The organism is Sphingomonas phoenicis, assembly GCF_047238005.1.
Lineage (GTDB): Bacteria > Pseudomonadota > Alphaproteobacteria > Sphingomonadales > Sphingomonadaceae > Sphingomonas.
Map to the genome: position 1 here is coordinate 1,768,030 of NZ_JBDFMC010000002.1, position 15,758 is coordinate 1,783,787.

Annotated in this window: 17 protein-coding genes and 1 tRNA gene; 9 read left to right on the plus strand and 9 right to left on the minus strand. The window is 70.2% G+C overall.

What is annotated here, in order from left to right:
• The first annotated feature begins 1 nt into the window (after nt 1).
• The 4 genes from ABC319_RS09645 (at nt 2) to ABC319_RS09660 (ending at nt 3,331) form a co-directional block, all read left to right on the plus strand.
• A complete protein-coding gene (locus ABC319_RS09645) occupies nt 2–1,000 on the plus strand; it encodes a 4-hydroxyproline epimerase (protein ID WP_413070014.1) in 999 nt (332 codons plus the stop codon).
• Complete coding sequence (locus ABC319_RS09650) at nt 997–1,737, plus strand: GntR family transcriptional regulator (RefSeq protein ID WP_413070015.1); 741 nt, start codon at nt 997–999, stop codon at nt 1,735–1,737. The genes ABC319_RS09645 and ABC319_RS09650 overlap by 4 nt, the downstream gene beginning before the upstream one ends.
• A 52-nt stretch (nt 1,738–1,789) precedes the next feature.
• Nucleotides 1,790–3,211 (plus strand): amino acid permease, encoded by a 1,422-nt coding sequence (locus tag ABC319_RS09655; RefSeq protein ID WP_413070016.1) that lies wholly within the window; start codon nt 1,790–1,792, stop codon nt 3,209–3,211.
• 43 nt (nt 3,212–3,254) lie between these two features.
• Nucleotides 3,255–3,331 (plus strand) — tRNA-Arg (locus ABC319_RS09660).
• Nucleotides 3,332–3,419: 88 nt separating this feature from the next.
• Here ABC319_RS09660 and ABC319_RS09665 read toward each other — a convergent pair.
• Complete coding sequence (locus ABC319_RS09665) at nt 3,420–3,722, minus strand: hypothetical protein (RefSeq protein WP_413070017.1); 303 nt, start codon at nt 3,720–3,722, stop codon at nt 3,420–3,422.
• Nucleotides 3,723–4,025: 303 nt separating this feature from the next.
• On the opposite strand from ABC319_RS09665, the gene ABC319_RS09670 reads away from it, so the two are divergent.
• Both ABC319_RS09670 and ABC319_RS09675 read left to right on the plus strand, forming a co-directional pair.
• Nucleotides 4,026–5,870, plus strand: coding sequence for a copper resistance system multicopper oxidase (locus tag ABC319_RS09670; RefSeq protein ID WP_413070018.1), 1,845 nt, complete (start codon nt 4,026–4,028; stop codon nt 5,868–5,870).
• Complete coding sequence (locus ABC319_RS09675) at nt 5,867–6,895, plus strand: copper resistance protein B (RefSeq protein ID WP_413070019.1); 1,029 nt, start codon at nt 5,867–5,869, stop codon at nt 6,893–6,895. The genes ABC319_RS09670 and ABC319_RS09675 overlap by 4 nt, the downstream gene beginning before the upstream one ends.
• Nucleotides 6,896–6,911: 16 nt before the next feature.
• Here the strand turns inward: ABC319_RS09675 and ABC319_RS09680 are convergent, their stop codons facing one another.
• Complete coding sequence (locus tag ABC319_RS09680) at nt 6,912–7,982, minus strand: metallophosphoesterase (RefSeq protein ID WP_413070020.1); 1,071 nt, start codon at nt 7,980–7,982, stop codon at nt 6,912–6,914.
• Nucleotides 7,983–8,189: 207 nt separating this feature from the next.
• Between ABC319_RS09680 and ABC319_RS09685 the strand changes: the two genes are divergently transcribed.
• Both ABC319_RS09685 and ABC319_RS09690 read left to right on the plus strand, forming a co-directional pair.
• Complete coding sequence (locus ABC319_RS09685; RefSeq protein ID WP_413070021.1) at nt 8,190–8,969, plus strand: HAD family hydrolase; 780 nt, start codon at nt 8,190–8,192, stop codon at nt 8,967–8,969.
• A gap of 20 nt (nt 8,970–8,989) precedes the next feature.
• A complete protein-coding gene (locus ABC319_RS09690; RefSeq protein ID WP_413070022.1) occupies nt 8,990–9,322 on the plus strand; it encodes a hypothetical protein in 333 nt (110 codons plus the stop codon).
• A gap of 32 nt (nt 9,323–9,354) precedes the next feature.
• On the opposite strand, the gene ABC319_RS09695 is transcribed toward ABC319_RS09690, so the two are convergent.
• The 3 genes from ABC319_RS09695 to ABC319_RS09705 all read right to left on the minus strand — a co-directional run bounded on the left by ABC319_RS09695 (nt 9,355) and on the right by ABC319_RS09705 (nt 12,112).
• Complete coding sequence (locus tag ABC319_RS09695; RefSeq protein WP_413070023.1) at nt 9,355–9,909, minus strand: sugar O-acetyltransferase; 555 nt, start codon at nt 9,907–9,909, stop codon at nt 9,355–9,357.
• Nucleotides 9,910–9,919: 10 nt separating this feature from the next.
• Nucleotides 9,920–11,209 carry a serine hydrolase domain-containing protein gene (locus ABC319_RS09700; protein ID WP_413070024.1) on the minus strand — a complete coding sequence of 430 codons (1,290 nt, stop codon included), beginning with the start codon at nt 11,207–11,209 and terminating at the stop codon, nt 9,920–9,922.
• Between the two features lie 102 nt (nt 11,210–11,311).
• Nucleotides 11,312–12,112 (minus strand): aldo/keto reductase, encoded by an 801-nt coding sequence (locus tag ABC319_RS09705; protein WP_413070025.1) that lies wholly within the window; start codon nt 12,110–12,112, stop codon nt 11,312–11,314.
• A gap of 74 nt (nt 12,113–12,186) precedes the next feature.
• On the opposite strand from ABC319_RS09705, the gene ABC319_RS09710 reads away from it, so the two are divergent.
• Nucleotides 12,187–12,822 (plus strand): DedA family protein, encoded by a 636-nt coding sequence (locus tag ABC319_RS09710; RefSeq protein WP_413070026.1) that lies wholly within the window; start codon nt 12,187–12,189, stop codon nt 12,820–12,822.
• Here the strand turns inward: ABC319_RS09710 and ABC319_RS09715 are convergent.
• From ABC319_RS09715 to ABC319_RS09730, 4 genes are read right to left on the minus strand one after another with little or no spacing between them, the layout of a single operon-like run.
• A complete protein-coding gene (locus tag ABC319_RS09715) occupies nt 12,803–14,248 on the minus strand; it encodes a hypothetical protein (protein WP_413071670.1) in 1,446 nt (481 codons plus the stop codon). The two genes, ABC319_RS09710 and ABC319_RS09715, sit on opposite strands and share 20 nt — an antisense overlap.
• Nucleotides 14,249–14,268: 20 nt before the next feature.
• A complete protein-coding gene (locus tag ABC319_RS09720) occupies nt 14,269–14,724 on the minus strand; it encodes a hypothetical protein (RefSeq protein ID WP_413070027.1) in 456 nt (151 codons plus the stop codon).
• 14 nt (nt 14,725–14,738) lie between these two features.
• Entirely contained in the window at nt 14,739–15,275 is a 537-nt protein-coding gene (locus ABC319_RS09725) for a demethoxyubiquinone hydroxylase family protein (RefSeq protein ID WP_413070028.1), read from the minus strand.
• Nucleotides 15,272–15,751 carry a disulfide bond formation protein B gene (locus ABC319_RS09730; RefSeq protein ID WP_413070029.1) on the minus strand — a complete coding sequence of 160 codons (480 nt, stop codon included), beginning with the start codon at nt 15,749–15,751 and terminating at the stop codon, nt 15,272–15,274. Before ABC319_RS09730 ends, ABC319_RS09725 begins: the two co-directional genes overlap by 4 nt.
• Between the last annotated feature and the right edge of the window lie 7 nt (nt 15,752–15,758).

Here is a 15,758-nt window from a genome sequence, read left to right on the forward strand (position 1 = left end):
GATGCGCCACACCTTCTTCTGCATCGACGGGCATACGGCGGGCAATCCGGTCCGGCTGGTCGCGGGCGGCGCGCCCCTGCTGAAGGGGGCGTCGATGTCGGAGCGGCGGCAGGATTTCCTGCAGCGGTTCGACTGGATCCGCACCGGGCTGTGCTTCGAGCCGCGCGGCCATGCGATGATGTCGGGCGGGTTCCTGTACCCGCCGACGCTGCCCGATACCGATATCGGCATCCTGTTCATCGAGACCAGCGGCTGCCTGCCGATGTGCGGGCACGGCACGATCGGGATGATCACCTTCGGGCTGGAACACGGGCTGATCCAGCCGGCGACGCCGGGGCGGCTGAAGGTGGAGGTGCCCGCCGGCGTCATCGACATCGCCTATGAGACCGAGGGCGAGCGGGTGAGCGCGGTCAGGATCACCAACGTCCCCGCCTATGTCGCGGCCAAGGGCGTGGCGATCGAGGTCGAGGGGCTGGGGCCGCTGATCGTCGACGTCGCCTATGGCGGCAACTACTACGCGATCGTCGAGCCGCAGGGCGGCTATACCGGGCTGGACGCCATGGGCGCAGAACGGCTGGTCGAGATGGGCCGCCGGGTGCGCACGGCGATGCAGGCGGCGATCGAGCCGGTCCACCCGCTCGACCCGACGATCCGCGGGGTCAGCCACGTCCTGTGGGCCGACCGGCCGCGGGGAGAAGGTGCCGACGGGCGTAACGCCGTCTTCTATGGCGAGGGCGCGATCGACCGGAGCCCGTGCGGCACCGGCACCTCTGCCCGGCTGGCCCATCTGGCCGATCGCGGCACGCTGGAACCCGGCGACCGGTTCGTCCACGAGAGCTATATCGGCAGCCGCTTCATCGGCCGGGTCGAGGCGGCGATCGAGCTGGGCGGGGTGCCGGCGATCGTGCCGTCGATCGAGGGGTCGGCGATCGCGACCGGGTTCAACACGATATGGATTGATCGCGCCGACCCGTTCTGGAAAGGTTTCGCCGTCCAATGACGGCGCGGCCCCGCTCCGTCGCCGCGGAGAACCCCCTGCCCGTGCCAGCGCCCCGCAAACCCGTCGCCGTCCGTCCCGTGCCCCAGAACATCGTCGTGCGCACCCTGTCCGACCAGGTGTTCGAGATCGTCCGCGAGCGGATCGTGACGGGCAGCCTGCCCGACGACGCGCCGATCCGCCAGGACGCGCTCGCCAACGAACTGGGCGTCAGCAAGATTCCGCTGCGCGAGGCGCTGGGCCGGCTGGAGCAGGAGGGGCTGCTGGTCAGCCAGGCGAACCGCGGCTATTCGGTGCGCCCGATGTCGGCGGACCAGGCCGACGAGATCTATGCGCTGCGCCTGTCGATCGAGCCGGTCGCCGCCGCCCGCGCCGCGATGCACGCCACCGAACAGGACCGGGCAGAGGCGATCGCCGCGTTCCACGCGCTGGACGAGGCGGCGCACAGCAACCTGGCCGAGGTCGCCGTGCGCAACCGCGATTTCCACGTCGCGCTGGTCCGCCCCGGCGGGCGGCGGCTGACCACGCAGCTGGTCGAGCGGCTGTCGATCCTGGCCGAACGCTATGTCATCACGCATCTGGAGCCGGCCGGGCGCGACGCGCGCGCGCATCTGGAGCATCGCCACCTGATCGACGCCTGGATGGCGCGGGACGTGGCGGTGCTGCAGACGCTGCTTCACCAGCATATCGAAGCCACGCTGTGGGACCTGCGCGCGCAGTTCGCGGCGGGAGACAGCTGATCCGACCGCACGGACGATGCGGCGGATCGAGCAACACAAGAGGGGGATTGCCATGTCGTTCATCGGACCGCGCAAGGCGCTGGGCGCGCAGGCGCCGGCGGGACAGGCCCTCGCCAAGACGCTGGGCTGGCCGCACCTGATCGCGCTGGGCGTCGGCGCGATCGTCGGCACGGGCATCTACACGCTGACCGGCGTGGGTGCCGAGCGCGCCGGGCCGGCGGTGATCCTGGCCTTCGCGATCGCCGGTGCGGTGTGTGCGTGCGCCGCGCTCGCCTATGCCGAGCTGGCGACGATGATCCCGGCGGCGGGCAGCGCCTATACCTTCAGCTACACCGCGCTGGGCGAGACGATCGCGTGGGTGGTGGGATGGAGCCTGATCCTGGAATATTCGCTGGCCTGCTCGACCGTCGCGGTCGGCTGGTCGGGCTATCTGGTCGGCTGGATCCAGGCGATCGGCGTCACCCTGCCCCCCGCACTGCTGGTTGGGCCGCATGCCGGCGGCATCATCAACCTGCCGGCGGTGCTGGTCGCGCTGGCGGTGATGGGGATGCTGGTGGCGGGCACGCGCGAGAGCGCGACGCTGAACATCGTGCTGGTCGTCATCAAGCTGGTCGCGTTGACCGTGTTCGTCGCCTTCGCGTTGCCGGCGTTCGACGCGCAGAACCTGCACCCGTTCATGCCGTACGGCTTCGGCAGCACCGAGGTGGAGGGAACCAAGCGCGGGGTGATGGCGGCGGCCGCGATCGTCTTCTTCGCCTTTTACGGCTTCGATGCGGTGGCGACCTCCGCGGAAGAGGCGAAGAACCCGGGCCGCGACCTGACGATCGGCATCGTCGGATCGATGCTGGTATGCACCGCCATCTACATGGCGGTCGCGGTGGCGGCGATCGGCGCGATCCCGTTCCTGCAGCTGGCGGATTCGCCCGAGCCGCTGGCGCTGGTGCTGCGCACGCTGAACCAGCCGGCCGCCGCGCACCTGATCGCGCTGGCGGCGGTGGTCGCCCTCCCCTCCGTCATCCTGGTGATGATGTACGGGCAGAGCCGCATCTTCTTCGTCATGGCGCGCGACGGACTGCTGCCGCAGCAGCTGGCCACGGTCAGCAAGCGGAGCGGCGCACCGACGCGGATCACGGTGCTGACCGGGCTGTCGATCGCCGCGGTGGCCGGCTTTTTCCGGCTGGACGAGATCGCCGAGCTGGCCAATGCCGGCACGCTGGTCGCCTTCATCGCGGTGGGCGCGTGCCTGATGGTACTGCGCCGCCGCGCGCCGGACGCGCCGCGCCTGTTCCGCTGCCCGGCGCCGTACCTGGTCGGCACGCTGGCGATCCTGGGGTGCCTGTACCTGCTCTACAGCCTGCCGCTGGCGACGCTGGTCCGCTTCCTGATCTGGAACGCGATCGGGCTGGTCGCCTATATGGCCTATGGCCGCCGCGCCAGCTTCGCGCGCCGGGGACTGGCGGAAGAGCCGCAATAGGTACTGGCGCACCGCCCGCCGCTTTGCTAACCGATCGCCGTCCGCACCCGTAGCTCAGCTGGATAGAGCGCTGCCCTCCGAAGGCAGAGGCCACAGGTTCGAATCCTGTCGGGTGCGCCAGCTTCCTCGGTGATTTGCATTGAGCGACGGTCTGCCTTGTCCGTCGTTCCCCGGCGCGTGCTACGCTGCGGTCATCGCCGTCGATGGATCAGCGAGCCGGAGCGCCCTTGTTGCCGGCGTAGATGGCGTTGCGCGACGCGGTGCGGTTACTGTTGTCGCCGGGCCCGGGATTGAGCGAGCGGAAGTCGCCGCCGGTGCGAAAGCCGGCGTTCCGGTCGCGGTCGTGGATCGTCCATTCGGCGACCGACTTGCAGACGCTGCGGCCGATACGGGCACCGTTGGGCGAGCCGGCGCGACGGCATTCCTGCTTCGCCGATGGCGACGGGCGGGCCGGTTCGGCATGAGGAGCGGCGGCGGCGGTGGCGACCAGTATGGCAAAGAGCATCGACATGGTTCGTTCTCCCACATCGTCAACGCCGCGCCGAATTCCGCGTTCCCGCTTGCCCCCGGAAGCACCGGCCATCCAGCCGATTTCGCCGGTGCGACGCGATCCGGGGAACCGAGGCGGGATAGCCGATCCGAGGATGCGGATGCCGGCACGACTCGCCCGGGACCTCCGTCGGCCGACGGCCTGCCAAGGCACTTGCCTGACGCCTGCCGGGGCACCTATGCGACCGGGCAACGGTGTTCGTCGGGCGCACCTTCATCGCGCGACAGGACCGGTTCACATCCGGGCGCGCAGGGCATGACCGTCATGGCCGACCATTCCCCGATCACGCGACGCGGTTTCCTGCACGGGGCCGGGATGGGCGCCGCTGCTGCCGTGGTGCCGTGGCTGCCGGGCTGGGCGCAGTCGGTATCCGCCGGCATCCTTCCCATCCTGCCGACGGTCGACGGCGACCGGATCGCGCTGACCGTGGCGCACCGGATGATGACGATCGACGGCCGCGCGAGCCATGCGATCGGCATCAACGGCACCACGCCCGCCCCGCTGGTCCGCCTGCGCGAGGGACGGACGGTGCAGCTGGCGATCACCAACGCGCTGGACGAGGAAACCTCGATCCACTGGCACGGTCTGCTGGTGCCGTTCCAGATGGACGGCGTGCCGGGGATCAGCTTTCCGGGGATTCCGGCACGATCGACCTTCACCTATGAATTCCCGGTGATCCAGTCGGGCACCTACTGGTACCACAGCCATTCCGGCCTGCAGGAGCAGCTGGGGCATTACGGGCCGATCGTGATCGATCCGGCGGGCGAAGACCCGATCGCATCGGACCGCGAGCACGTGATCGTGCTGTCCGATCACAGCCCGCTGCACCCGCACGCGATCTTTCGCCGGCTGAAGCTGCAGGGCGGATACTTCAACTACCAGCGCCAGACGCTGGCCGGGCTGCTGGCGGGCAAGGACCAGCCGCTGGCCGAACGGGTCGAGTGGGGCGGGATGCGGATGGATCCGGCCGACGTGTCGGACGTGACCGGCAGCACCTATACCTATCTGGTCAACGGCCATGGCCCGGCGGACAACTGGACCGGGCTGTTCCGGCCGGGCGAGCGGGTGCGGCTGCGCATCGTCAACGCATCGGCGATGACGATCTTCAACGTGCGGATACCCGGCCTGAAACTGACGATGGTGCAGGCGGACGGGCAGAACCTGCGCCCGGTGACGGTGGACGAGTTCCAGATCGCGACCGCCGAGACCTATGACGTGATCGTCGAGCCGGCGGAGGACATCGCCTATACGCTGGTCGCCGAGGCGTGGGACCGGTCGGGCATGGCGTGCGCGACGCTGGCGCCGCGCGCGGGCATGACGGCGGCGGTGCCCGTGTTGCGGCCGCGACCGATCGCAACGATGAAGGACATGGGCATGGGCGACATGGCCGGGATGGGCCATGGCGGGATGGAGCATGCCGCGCCCGCCGCCGCCTGCGCGCCGGAGCATGCGGCGATGGGCCACTGCACGCCGGCTACGGCGCCTGCCGCAACGCAGGCATCGGGGGCTGAAGCGCCGGCAACGGGCAGGATGGACCACGCCATGCGCGATTTCGCGAACGCGCCGGGCCTGCCGCGGACACCGACGGTGCAGACGGTGGCGCCGATGCCGATGGATCGCACGGGAGAGCCGCCGCAGGGGCTGTCCGATACCGGCCACCGCGTGCTGGTGTACCGCGACCTGGTCGCACTGGACCGCAACCCGGACGTGCGCGCGCCGTCACGGCAGATGCGCATCCACCTGACCGGCAACATGGAACGCTATATGTGGGCGTTCGACGGGGTGAAGCTGAACGAGGTGAAGGCGCCGATCCCGTTCCGCCAGGGCGAGCGGGTGCGGATTACGCTGGTCAACGATACGATGATGGCGCACCCGATCCACCTGCACGGGCACTTCTTCGAACTGGTGACCGGGCATGGCGACCACAGCCCGCGCAAGCACACGATCAACGTCGCGCCCGGCGGCACGGTGACGTTCGACCTGACCGCGGACGCACCGGGCGACTGGGCGTTCCACTGCCACCTGCTGTATCACATGCATGCCGGGATGATGCAGGTGGTGACGGTACGCCCCGATGCCGCTCGGCAGGGCGGGGAGCGACCGGCATGAGCGCGGTGTGGCTCGCCCTGTTGCTGGCAGGCGGTCAGGCGCACGACATGGGGTCGATGCCGGGCATGGCGATGCCGGCGAGCAAGCCGGTACGGTCGCGACCGGCGAAGCGGCGTAGCGCAGCGAAGAAGCCACCGGCCGACCGACCGGCCGCAATGCCCGGCATGACGATGGAGCCTGCCCCGGCGGAGGGCTGCACGCCCGAACATGCCGCGATGGGGCATTGCCCGCTTCCCGAAGCCGGGCCCGACGTGGTGGCGACCGCCGCGCCGGCGGGCACCGACCAGCCGGCCGGCGATGCCCCCGCCCCTGCCCCGCCGGCGGAGCGCGCGGCCGATGCGCTGTACGGTGCGGCGGTGATGGCGCCCGCCGACCGGCAGATGCGCCGCGAGCATGGCGGCATGCGGTTCAACCAGGTGTTCTTCAATCTGGCCGAGGCGCAGGTGCGCGGCGGGCGCGACGGCTATCGCTGGGACGGCGAGGGCTGGTTCGGCGGGGACATCCACCGTGCCGTCGTCAGGACGGAGGGGGAGGGCAGTGGCCGGGTGGAGACGGCGGAGGTGCAGGCGCTATACTCCCGCGCGCTCGATCCGTACTGGAACATCCAGGCCGGCGTGCGCCAGGATCTGGGCAGCGCGGCGAAGCGGCGGTACGCGGTGGTCGGGATCGAGGGGCTCGCACCCTATTGGTTCGACGTCGAGGGATCGATATTCCTGTCCGACCATGGCGACGTGCTGGCGCGGGCAGAGGCGTGGTACGATCAGCGCATCACCCAGCGGCTGATCCTGCAACCGCGTGTCGAACTGAACCTGGCGGCGCAGGACGTGCCGGCCAGCCGGATCGGATCGGGTCTGTCCACTGCCGAGCTGGGCCTTCGCCTCCGCTACGAGATCGCGCGCGAGTTCGCGCCCTATGCCGGATTGTCGTGGGAGCGCCGCTATGGCGACACGGCCCGGCTGGCGCGCGCGCGCGGCGACGACACGGGCGGGTTCGCGCTGGTCGCCGGGGTGCGCGCCTGGTTCTGAGCGACCGACCGACCGGTCAGGCGGCGGGCGCTCGCCTCAGGGTGATGCGCGTCATCTCCGGCGGGCGTCCCAGCCGCAACGCGAAGCCGGGCCACAGGCCGGTGCCATTGCTGACATAGAGCGTCATCGCGCCGACCGCATACCGCCCGGAGACGAAGCCGCCATTGGCGGGGCGGAACAGCCGGTCCAGCCCGGCGATCATCCCGCCATGGGTATGGCCCGACAGCTGGAGCGCGACACCGCGCGCCGCCGCGGCCCGCGCGTTGCGAGGTTGATGGTCGAGGAGCAGCACCGGCGCGGCCGGCGGTGCGCCGGCGAGGGCGGCGGCAAGGTCGGGCCCCGGCTGCCCCGCAGCGGGCGCGGACAGGTCGGTGACGCCGGCGACCACCAGCGCCGTGCCGCTGCGCCGCAACGCCACGTGCGCGTTGGGCAGCAGGCGGATGCCCAGGCCGCGCAGGTGATCCATCCAGGCGGCATAGTCGAAGAAATACTCGTGGTTGCCCGGTACCGCGAGCACGCCGTCCGGCGCCCGCAGGCCGGCGAGCGGGGCGACGTCCACCCGACGCATTGCGACCGACCCGTCGATGAAGTCGCCGGTGACGACGATCAGGTCGACGCCCGAAGCATTGGCGCGATCAACGACCGCCCGCGTCCAGGGAGCGGGAAACAGCCGGCTGATGTGCAGGTCGGTGAGTTGCAGCACACGGTACCCGTCGAACTCGGCGGACAAGCCCGGTATCGCCACTTCGACGTCGCGGATCGGCGGCACGCGGATGGCACCGGCAACGCCGATCGCCGCCAGCACCGCCGCCGCGACTCCCGCCGCGTAGCGGACGACGTCGGGCAATCCGGTGGCGTCGCGACGCACGACGACCGTGACCAGCGTCGCCACGTCGACGAGGATCTGGAGCAGGGCGAGGAGCAGCAGGGCGCCGAACGCCCAGTTGAACAGGATGATGACCGCACGGTGGAATTCGGGCGCGAACACCGATCCGGACGAAAGCCTGCTCCACAGATGATATTGCGACACCGTGAGGAGGGCCAGCGCCACGGCCAGCTTCGCCGCCAGCGGCAGCGACAGCGGCATCAGCCATCGTACGACGACATAGAGGCACGGTGTCGCGAAGATCAGGTGGAAGATCGTTGTTCTCCTTGCCGCCGACCGGCGGAATAGCGGACCGGGAACGCGCGCCGCGCCGTTCGGCTGCGTACCGGCGCAGGGATCGTTCGCGGAATGCCGCCCGTTGGGGATAGCAGCGGATGCACCCGCCCTCCCCCTGTTAAGGCGACCACCATGCCGATCAAAGCGGTCCTTTTCGATATCGACGGTACCCTGGTCGACAGCAACGGGTTCCACGTCGCCGCGTGGCAGGAAGTGTTTCGCGGCGCCGGTGCGACCTTCGACGATCAGGTCATCCACGACCAGATCGGCAAGGGCACCGATATGCTGGTGCCGACGCTGCTGCCCGGCACGCCCGACGACGAGCAGGAACGGATGGGAGCCGAACATGGCGAGGTGTTCACCCGGCGCTTCATCGACCGGGTCGAACCGTTCGCGGGCGCGCGCGATCTGCTGGTGCGGGTGCGCGACGGCGGACAGCAGGTGGTGCTCGCCTCCTCCGCCTCCGGCGGGGAGCTGGACCATTATCTCGACCTGCTCGACGCCCGCGAGATCGTCGGCGTCACGACGACGTCCGACGATGTGGAGCGGACGAAGCCGGCACCCGACATCTTCGCGACCGCGCTGAAGAAGCTGGCGCCGCTCGACGCCGGCGAGGTCATCGTCGTAGGCGACACGCCGTACGATATCGAGGCCGCGGCCAAATGCGGGATCGCCGCGGTCGGCGTGCGATCGGGCGGCTTCGGCGACGACGTACTGACCGCGGCGGGCGCGGTCGCTCTGTACGACGACGTCGCCGCGCTGCTGGCCGACTTCGACTCGTCGCCCCTCGCCAGTGCAGACAGCCGTCCGGCGGCAGCGGGCTATCCACGGACGACCGATGCCGGCGGGCGGGCGATCGAGGTCGTGGAGAAATCCGGCATCGCCGCAGCCGAAGCGGCGGGTACGGCGTAAGCGCGGCGCGGGCGGCGATCATGCCCGGCCGGGACGATCATCCGGAAACGCCCGACGGGCGATATTTCGTGGTGCGCGGCCGATTGTGGCGCCGGTCCGACCCCGCGCTGACGGCGGAACGCCGTGCGGCACTGGTCGCCGATCTGATGCGGGCACGCCGCGCAGTCGGGGTGGCCCTTCGTGCCGGTGACGCCGCCGGCCTGGTCGACGCGCGGGCGGCGGTCGACCGCGCCAAGGTGGCACTCGGCGAACGCGGGCCCGTCTGGTGGACCGACGGAGCGCCTGACCTGAACCGGCATATGGTCGCGAACACGCCTTATGCCGATTGGTTCGCGCAATTGGCTGGTGGCTGAAGACCATCCCCGACGGGTGGCCGCAGCCAGTCCTACAAGGAACGGATGATCCGGCAGGGATTGCCGGCGGCCAGGACGTTCGCGGGCAGGCTCTTGGTCACCACGCTGCCCGCGCCGACGACGGTGTTCGTGCCGATCGTGACGCCGGGGCAGACGATGGTGCCGCCGCCCAGCCAGACGCCGTCCTCGACACGGACCGGGATCGCCGCCTCTAGCCCGGACCGTCTGGTCGCCGCGTCGAGCGGGTGGGTGGCGGTGTAGATGTGGACGCCGGGGGCGATCTGCACGTCCTCGCCGATCTCTATCCGGTTGCAGTCGAGCAGGATGCAGTCGTAATTGATGAAGGTCCGCGCGCCGATGTGGATGTTGACGCCGTAGTCGCAGCGCAGCGTCGGCCGGACGACCGCACCCTCCCCGAGGAAGCCGACCAGCTGTGCGAGGACGGGCCGCGCGGCCGCCGGCTCGTCGCCCCGGATCGCGTTGAACGCCGCCAGCAGCGCCTGCGCGCGGCCATAGGCCTCCACCAGTTCCGGATCGGCGGCGAGGTAGAGCTCGCCCGCCAGCATCTTCTGCTTTTCCGACGTCATCCCCGGTCCGTCACGGCAGCGCCTGATAGATGAGCGACCGCAGCTTGCCGTGATCGTCGAGGTCGCCGGCGGGGAGAAGCTGGGCCAGGTAGACGACGGTCAGCCGCTCGCGCGGATCGACCCAGTAGGTGCTGTGGTACGCACCGCCCCAGCCGAACTCGCCCACCGAGCCGAGTTCCCCCGCCTTGCCCAGATCGGTGCGCAGGCTGAAGCCGAGGCCGAAGCCCCGGCCCGGCGACAGCGTCGCATCGACCAGGTTGTTGCTGACCATCAGGTCGACCGACTTGCGGCTGAGATAGCGGCGCCCGCCGAGTTCGCCGCCGCGGCGGATCATTTCCAGAAACCGGCTGTAATCCGCGGCGGTCGACAACAGGCCGGCGCCCCCGGAGAACGCCTTGCGAGGCCCGTCGACATAATGCCCCTGCCCGACGAAGCCGCCGTCCCGCCAGGTGCCAGGCGTGCCGGCGCGGGTGATCCCGGTGCCGTCGGCCGAGTAGACGACGGCGATCCGGTCAGCCTTCTCGCGGGGTGCGTAGAAGGCGGTGTCCTTCATGCCGAGTGGCTGGATGAGCCGCTCGGCGAGGAAGGCATCCAGTGTCTTGCCGCTCAGCTTCTCGACGAGCACGCCCAGCACGTCGGTATTGTAGCCATAGACGAACTGTTCGCCCGGCTGCGCCGACATCGGCAGCGCCGCCATGCGGGCGACGGCGGCCGAAACGGGCTCGTCGCGATCGGCCCAGTACCAGCCCATGAAACCGGCATCGCGCCACGCCTTCTCGGCCGGTCCGCCGCCATAGGAGAGGCCCGCGGTGTGGGTGAGGAGGTCGCGGATGGTGATCGGGCGTTTGGCGGGCACCACGTCGTACCCGCCGGTCGGCCGGGCGACCGCGACGGTGGTCGACGACCATTCCGGCAGATACTTGCCCACCGGGTCCGCGAGCAGCAGCTTGCCCTCCTCCAGCAGCATCATGACCGCGACGCTGGTCAGCGCCTTGGTCTGCGAGGCGATGCGGAAGATGCTGTCCTGGCGCATCGGGTCCCGCCGTTCCCGGTCCCGCCATCCCACCGCGGTGGAGAACACCACATCGCCGTCCTGCTGGATCTGCACGACAGCGCCGGCGATCCGGCCCTGATCGACATAGGACTGGATCAGCTGGCGGACGCCGGCGAGCCGCTCAACCGAGATCCTGCCGGTGTCGGGAAGATGGACGGTGTCGGCCACAACCTGCGCGCCGGCACCGCTTGCCGGCATGGCGCCGGCCAGCAGCCCCGTGGCGATCAGCCGGAATGTCTGCCTCATATCTGCTCCCCTGCCCCCGAACCTCTTCGTCCGACACTATGATGCGGGGTGCGGGCAGATGCCAGCGCAATGGCGAAAGGATACGCCGGTCGCCGGCGGCGGTCAGTCGACCTTGTGCGGATCCTGACCCAGCCGGCCGTCGGGGCTGTCCAGTGCATCGATCCGGGCTATATCCTCCTCCGAGAGGATGAGGTCCTGCGCGGCCAGATTGTCCGCCAGATGATCGGCGCCCGAGGCCTTGGGAATGACCGAAAAACCCTTGGCCAGGTGCCAGGCGATCACCACCTGCGCGGCGCTGCGATGATGGGCATCGGCGATCGCGGCGATGGCCGGATCCTCAAGCAGGCCCTTGCCCTGGCCAAGCGGGCTCCAGCTCTGCGTGATGATCCCGTGCGCCTCGTGATAGGCATGCTGTTCGCGCTGCTGGAAGCGGGGGTGAAGCTCGATCTGGTTGACCGCCGGGGTGACGCCCGTCGCCGCGACGATGGCGTCGATATGTTCGGGCAGGAAGTTCGATACGCCGATCGAGCGTGCCTTGCCGCTGTCACGCGCCTCGACGAGCGCCGTCCATGCCTCGACATAGAGACCGGTCGCCGGGGCCGGCCAATGGATGAGGTAGAGATCGACCGCATCGACGCCGAGCAGCGCCAGGCTCTCGTCCAGAGCTGCGGCCGGGTCATCCTGCCGGTCGTTCCACAACTTGGTCGTCAGCCACGCATCGGAGGCCTTCATCCCGTCGCCCACGCCGCGCTCGTTCTGGTAGATCGCGGCGGTGTCGACGAGCCGGTAGCCGAGGTCGAGCCCGCGGCGCACGATCGCTGCCGCCTGGCTGTCGGGCACCTGCCACGTTCCCATTCCCAGCTGGGGCATGGAGCGGCCATCGTTCAAGGTCAGATCGGTCATGGCGGGGCCAACCGTTGGCGGGGGCGGGCGGTTCCGGTTGATTCCCGGCCCGTCATCGACCAAGCGCCGCTTCCATGTTCGAGAAGATCATCGCCACCCTGGCCGGCTTTACCATCTGGGTCATCTCGTCGGGCGGCTATGCCGGCATCGCCCTGCTGATGGCGATCGAGAGCGCGTGCGTGCCGCTGCCGTCGGAAATCATCATGCCGTTCGCCGGCTATCTGGTCTCGACCGGGCGGTTCGACCTGTTCCTGGCGGCGACCGCGGGGGCGCTGGGATGCAATCTGGGATCGATCGTGGCGTACGAGGTCGGCAAGCGTGGCGGCCGGCCGATGGCGGAGCGGTGGGGCCGGTACCTGCTGATCGGTGCCGACGAGCTGGACATGGCCGACCGCTTCTTCGCACGCTGGGGCAATATGGCGGTGCTGATCGGACGGCTGCTGCCGGTGGTGCGGACCTTCATCGCGTTTCCGGCCGGCGTGGCGCGGATGAAGCTGATCCCGTTCCACCTGTACACCTTCATCGGATCGTGGCCGTTCTGCCTGGCGCTCGCCTGGGTCGGCATGACGCTGGGCGACAAGTGGAACAGCGATCCGCGGCTGAAGGCGTTCTTCCACCAGGCCGATCTGGCGATCGGGCTGGTCCTGGTCGCGGCGGTCGGCTTCTATATCTGGCACCGCGTGCGCGGGATCAGGAAGAACCGGGCCTGACGGGCGCAGGCCGGCGCGCCAGCATGATCAGCGCCGCCAGCATCGGCAGCGCGACCGCCAGATAGAGCTGGAAACCGTGCCACGTCGTCCAGCCCAGCCACTCGCTGGGCCAGGTGCGCAGGTCGCCGCGGCTGAAGCGCAGATCGTAGACCGCAGAATGGAGCGGCCAGCGATATTCGGGCGGCGCGAAGATCTCGGCGGCGGCGATCATCAGGTTGACCGGGATCGACACGGCCAGAAGCCCGCCGATAGCGATCCGCGGCCATCCGGCCGCCGCCCATAACGGCGCCAGCCCCAATGCCGCGAGTCCGGCCAGCGGGATGGCGTGGCGGGGACCGGTCGAGTTGCCGCCATCCCAGTAGAAATAGGCGGCATTGACCAGCAGCACGACGACGATCGCCGCCCCGGCCACCCACGCCAGATCCCGGTCGCGGGCGGCCGGCCGCTCCGCCAGCAGCGCGAGGCCGAGCGGCGCAAGGAGCAGCACGGGCGCACACCACAACAGCCCGCGGCGGTCGCCCGCCAGTATCTCGACCAGCACCCCGGGGCGCGGCCAGCCGAGGCCGAACAGCCCTTGATGCATGCCCTCGAACCCCTGCACGCCGGCATACGCGATGCGGAACGGCGTTCCGAAGGCGAGCAGGTTATAGGCCAGAAGCGGCAGCAGCGCGGCCAGTCCGCCGATCGCCGCCATCGCGACGCGCCGCCGGCCACCCGGCTGCGGCCACAGCCGCCACACCGCCCAGCCGGCGATGACGAGCCCGGCGAGTACCGCCTGATATTCGACCACGACGGCCCAGCCGAGGGCGGCACCGCCAAGCAATGCCGCGCGCGCCCCGCCCCGCTCCATCGTTCGCCGGAACGCCCACAGCGCGACGACATAGAGCGCGGCGACCACGGCATGCCCGGTGATCGTGGTCGACCAGCCCCAGGCCGGCGTGCCGAGCCCATAGGCCAGCGCGGCGACGAGCGCCGCCGCCGCGCTGCCGGTCAGCGTCAGGCCCAGGTCGTAGAGGAGCACGGCGGCCAGCGCGGTCAACAGCGCCGGGCCGGTCGCCGTCGCCAGCCGCAGGCGAAGGCGAAGGAAGCGGCCGAGTGCCGGATCGCCGAAGACCTTCGGCACCGTGGCCGCCCGCTCCCCCGTCGCCCATGTCACGGCAGCGACGGCGGGCAGCGCCATCAGCGTCATGCCCGGTGCCTTGTCGAGGAAGACATGGCCGTCGAACTGCGCCTTGTCGATCGTCAGCGCGGCGAACTCGTCGATCGTGGCGTCGCCGTCCTCGACCAGGCTGATCGCGGCGAACAGGCGCGTGGCGTTGTTCGGATTGAACTCCCACGAACCGAACCACGCGGCGGACAGCCAGACGAGCAGGAAGAGAAGCACCGGGGCCGCGCGCGACGTTCCCCGGCTGCTGCCCGGCGGCATCGCCACGCCGCGACCCGCCGTCAGGGAACCCGTGCCTCTTCGGTCTTGCGGGCGCGGTTGATCGCGCGGTTCGTCCGGGCGGCCTGACCGAAGCAGCCGGTGGCGCCGCCGGGACCGACGGGCGAGCAGCTGCCGACGCCGTTCACACCCACGCCGGTGTCGAGCACCTCCTGCGAGCGGGCGGCCCAGCTGCGGTTCTCGGGCGTGATCTCGAGGTTGCGAAGTTCCTTGGGCACGCGGAACTGTTCCTCGGCGCTGCGACGCTCGCAGACGACGATCTCGTCGCCGTCGCTGTTGGTCGGACAGCGCTCGTTCCCGTAGAGGACGAGGACGCCATTGACCGGCGCACCGCGGCCCACGCCCGTCTGCTGCTGCTGGACCGGACGCGGGCGTTCCGCGCCGGGCAGTGCCGCCTGCTGCGCCACGGCCGACGTCGCCGGCATCAGCAGCACGGCGAGCATCGCGATCTTGTTCACACCCGCTCTCCCACTCAAATTCTCCTGGCGGCCGCGATGGCGACCTTGCAGCCCAGCCGGATCATGCCCGACAGGATCGGATAGCCGAACGCATTCTCCGCACCGGCGGCCAGCGCATGGTCGCGATGCTCCAGCTCCTCGGCCTGGAAATCGGCGATCGCCTCCGACAGCTCGGGATCGCTGTCGCCCAGCTCGGCGAGCTGGTCGGCGTAATGCTTGTCGATCTCGGTCTCGACCGCGGCGGTGCAGGCCATGGCGGCGTCCGGACCCAGCGCGGCCGTGGCGGCGCCGAGTGCGAACCCGGCGATGTTCCAGAAGGGTTGCAGGATCGTCGGGCGCACGCCGCGCTCCACGATCATCCGGTCGAAGAAGGCGCGGTGGCGCTCCTCCTGCGCGGCCATGTGGTGGATGGCGCGCGAGGCGGGATGCCGGTCGCCCAGCACCGCCAGCTGGCCCGCATAGATGCGCGTCGCGCCATATTCGCCGGCCTGATCGACGCGGATCATCGCCTCCGTCGCCTCTGCCCGGTCGCCCGGTTTCCAACCCGTCATCGCGCTCTCCTCAAGAGCCACAAGATGGTGATCGCGCCGCCCAGCGAGAAGAGGGCGTTGAACCCGGCCAGCGACACGCCGCCCAGCGTCCACGGTGCCCGGTCGCAACGGATCAGCGGCGCCTTCATGATCGCATCTAGGCGCTGTGCGGGGGCCAGCCCGGTGAAGTCGATCGTCGAGGTGCAGGCGGTGAACCCCTTCCACCAGCCATATTCCACGCCGGCATGGGCGACGCCGATCGCACCAGACACCGCGATGGCGAGCGCGGCGACGACGACCAGCGCACGCCGCGCGCCCGGCGGCGACACCAGGAACGCCAGCCCGGCGACGACCAGCGCGGCGTAATGGGGCCAGCGCTGCCAGTGGCATAGCTCGCACGGGTAGAGCCCGCCGATCAACTGCGACGCCCATGCGCCCGCCAGCAGCGCGAGCGGCAGGAGGAAGGCGAGCCAGTGGGCGGGGCCGAAACGCCGCATGCCGCGA

Bases quoted from the DNA above. Each gene is read 5' to 3' on its own strand.
- ABC319_RS09645 (WP_413070014.1), top strand. From the start codon at position 2: ATGCGCCACACCTTCTTCTGCATCGACGGGCATACGGCGGGCAATCCG.
- ABC319_RS09650 (WP_413070015.1), top strand. From the start codon at position 997: ATGACGGCGCGGCCCCGCTCCGTCGCCGCGGAGAACCCCCTGCCCGTG.
- ABC319_RS09655 (WP_413070016.1), top strand. From the start codon at position 1,790: ATGTCGTTCATCGGACCGCGCAAGGCGCTGGGCGCGCAGGCGCCGGCG.
- ABC319_RS09665 (WP_413070017.1), bottom strand. From the start codon at position 3,722: ATGTCGATGCTCTTTGCCATACTGGTCGCCACCGCCGCCGCCGCTCCT.
- ABC319_RS09670 (WP_413070018.1), top strand. From the start codon at position 4,026: ATGGCCGACCATTCCCCGATCACGCGACGCGGTTTCCTGCACGGGGCC.
- ABC319_RS09675 (WP_413070019.1), top strand. From the start codon at position 5,867: ATGAGCGCGGTGTGGCTCGCCCTGTTGCTGGCAGGCGGTCAGGCGCAC.
- ABC319_RS09680 (WP_413070020.1), bottom strand. From the start codon at position 7,982: ATGCCGCTGTCGCTGCCGCTGGCGGCGAAGCTGGCCGTGGCGCTGGCC.
- ABC319_RS09685 (WP_413070021.1), top strand. From the start codon at position 8,190: ATGCCGATCAAAGCGGTCCTTTTCGATATCGACGGTACCCTGGTCGAC.
- ABC319_RS09690 (WP_413070022.1), top strand. From the start codon at position 8,990: ATGCCCGGCCGGGACGATCATCCGGAAACGCCCGACGGGCGATATTTC.
- ABC319_RS09695 (WP_413070023.1), bottom strand. From the start codon at position 9,909: ATGACGTCGGAAAAGCAGAAGATGCTGGCGGGCGAGCTCTACCTCGCC.
- ABC319_RS09700 (WP_413070024.1), bottom strand. From the start codon at position 11,209: ATGAGGCAGACATTCCGGCTGATCGCCACGGGGCTGCTGGCCGGCGCC.
- ABC319_RS09705 (WP_413070025.1), bottom strand. From the start codon at position 12,112: ATGACCGATCTGACCTTGAACGATGGCCGCTCCATGCCCCAGCTGGGA.
- ABC319_RS09710 (WP_413070026.1), top strand. From the start codon at position 12,187: ATGTTCGAGAAGATCATCGCCACCCTGGCCGGCTTTACCATCTGGGTC.
- ABC319_RS09715 (WP_413071670.1), bottom strand. From the start codon at position 14,248: ATGCCGCCGGGCAGCAGCCGGGGAACGTCGCGCGCGGCCCCGGTGCTT.
- ABC319_RS09725 (WP_413070028.1), bottom strand. From the start codon at position 15,275: ATGACGGGTTGGAAACCGGGCGACCGGGCAGAGGCGACGGAGGCGATG.
- ABC319_RS09730 (WP_413070029.1), bottom strand. From the start codon at position 15,751: ATGCGGCGTTTCGGCCCCGCCCACTGGCTCGCCTTCCTCCTGCCGCTC.